Origin of the sequence: Gilliamella sp. Fer4-1 (assembly GCF_001690515.1) — a bacterium.
GTDB lineage: Bacteria > Pseudomonadota > Gammaproteobacteria > Enterobacterales > Orbaceae > Gilliamella > Gilliamella apicola_C.
In genome coordinates this window covers 1-1,689 of sequence record NZ_LZGZ01000237.1, presented here as the reverse complement: position 1 = coordinate 1,689, position 1,689 = coordinate 1, and the positions used below count along the sequence as shown (strand labels likewise).

Genomic DNA, 1,689 nt, shown 5'->3' with positions numbered 1-1,689 from the left:
GTTTTGATTCCCATTCTTTTGGAACATAGCCTGATGGCCATAAGTCTATTTCAGATAAATCCCAGTTAACACAATCAACACATTCAAAAGGGTACATTATTAAATATGTTTTTTCTGGCTTCTCACTATCAGAAATAAGAATTAATTTAACACCATTACCTGATATATTGTTTATTTTATTAATTTTACTATCAAAAAGGAGATATTTAGCTCCAATTGTACTTATTGGTGAGAAATACCCATCCCTTAATTTTTTTTAAAAAAGCTTTTTGTTTGTAGGTATTTTTATTAAAGACAAAAAATCAACGGGAATTACATTACCTCCATCATCAATCAACTCATCACGTGGAATAATACATCCTCGCCACTTTTTGCTGTTAACATTTGGATTCAGTTTAAAGTATTTCATTTATTAATCACTCTTAGTTAATATTTTATTTAACCATGAATTGGGGGGACACAGCTTCTTTACCAAGTTCTGCTAAAGCTTCTTTAAATGCTTCTGGACTTTTATCACTAGCTTGTTTTAAACGTTTATATATTTCTTGATGCATTTCTTCTGGGTATAGACCTTTATGTCCTAGAACATCTATTTTATTTAGTGGATCATTAAAAACATCCTTTCGCCAATTTCCATTCTTAAACTTACCCAGCCCATTCTTTTTAAATAGGCCTCTAAATAGATCAGACCAATAAGAGTGTTTGTTTGTGGCAAGATGATGGGTCGGCGCATAAGCAGAAAGTCCCCACGGATCAATCCAAGTCAACCCATTTAGGCGCATACTGATACAGATTAAAGTCACCAATCAGCCCGATTGGCTCAGGCTAGGTAAAGCGTCCTATATCAAGATCATAATACCTGAAGGTATTGTAATGTAAGTCGGTTTTTCTGTCTAAATATTGTCCATGATATCTGAGGTTTTGCTCTATTGAGTGATGTTCGATTTCATGAATCCGTTTACCCCAGAACTGATAGCTGCATTCCCACAGTATTTTACCGTTTTCGTCAGTCAACTCTTCCGGACACCCATTCAGATCAGTGTGGAAGTACATGACTTTTTCAGGATCATTACCTCTTTTGTCTATGCGTGCCAGTGGTTCGTAGCTGTTCTGGTCGGTATAGATATACAGGCTGCTGTGCTGATTCAGGCTGGTTTCCTGAATCATTCTTAACCCGTCCCACAGGAAGCGGGTACGGTTGCAGGGTTTGCCTGCGTTGTCTAGCTGATGTTTTTCGATACGCCGGTCAAGGGCGTTGTAGATGTAGCCGTAACGCTAACTGCGGTCTGATTGTTCGATGCGTACTTTGTTCAGGCGGTGTTCGACGTCGTAGTGGTAGTACAGGGTAGAGCCGATGGTTTGTTTGCTCTGGGTTCGACCGTACTCATCGTAGCGGTAGCTCTGGTCTCTGAATTTAAGTAGCTAGTTACAGCGGATCAGGTTGTGGTTGCTGTATTCTTCTCTGTGTTTGCTTGCCCAGATATTTTTTGCTAGTACACTTCTAATTAATTCAAGTTTGACTGGCTCTTATTCGTTAAAAGCATCTACCCTTGAGCCATTGCTAGATCCATAATACTTTCTGTTTTATCTAAGTCATACTCCTAAATAAATACAAAATAATTCCTCACATTGGATTTTTTAAAATATATTTAATCAATCATAAATAGAATTGTTGATAACAATATAATT

General features: G+C 37.3%; 3 protein-coding genes. All 3 read right to left on the bottom strand.

Features of this window, described 5'->3' with window-relative positions; translation table 11 throughout:
• Positions 1-256: 256 nt before the first annotated feature.
• Genes A9G30_RS13230 through A9G30_RS08435 form a run of 3 tightly spaced genes read right to left on the bottom strand, consistent with a single transcriptional unit; the run spans position 257 to position 1,167 of the window.
• Entirely contained in the window at positions 257-409 is a 153-nt protein-coding gene (locus A9G30_RS13230; RefSeq protein ID WP_218057796.1) for a hypothetical protein, read from the bottom strand.
• Positions 410-434: 25 nt separating this feature from the next.
• Positions 435-803 (bottom strand): hypothetical protein, encoded by a 369-nt coding sequence (locus A9G30_RS08440; RefSeq protein WP_141672048.1) that lies wholly within the window; start codon positions 801-803, stop codon positions 435-437.
• 22 nt (positions 804-825) lie between these two features.
• On the bottom strand, positions 826-1,167 hold the full coding sequence (locus tag A9G30_RS08435; protein WP_065588661.1) for an RHS repeat domain-containing protein: 342 nt from the start codon (positions 1,165-1,167) through the stop codon (positions 826-828).
• Positions 1,168-1,689 lie beyond the last annotated feature (522 nt).

Bases quoted from the DNA above. Each gene is read 5' to 3' on its own strand.
- A9G30_RS13230 (WP_218057796.1), bottom strand. From the start codon at position 409: ATGAAATACTTTAAACTGAATCCAAATGTTAACAGCAAAAAGTGGCGA.
- A9G30_RS08435 (WP_065588661.1), bottom strand. From the start codon at position 1,167: ATGATTCAGGAAACCAGCCTGAATCAGCACAGCAGCCTGTATATCTAT.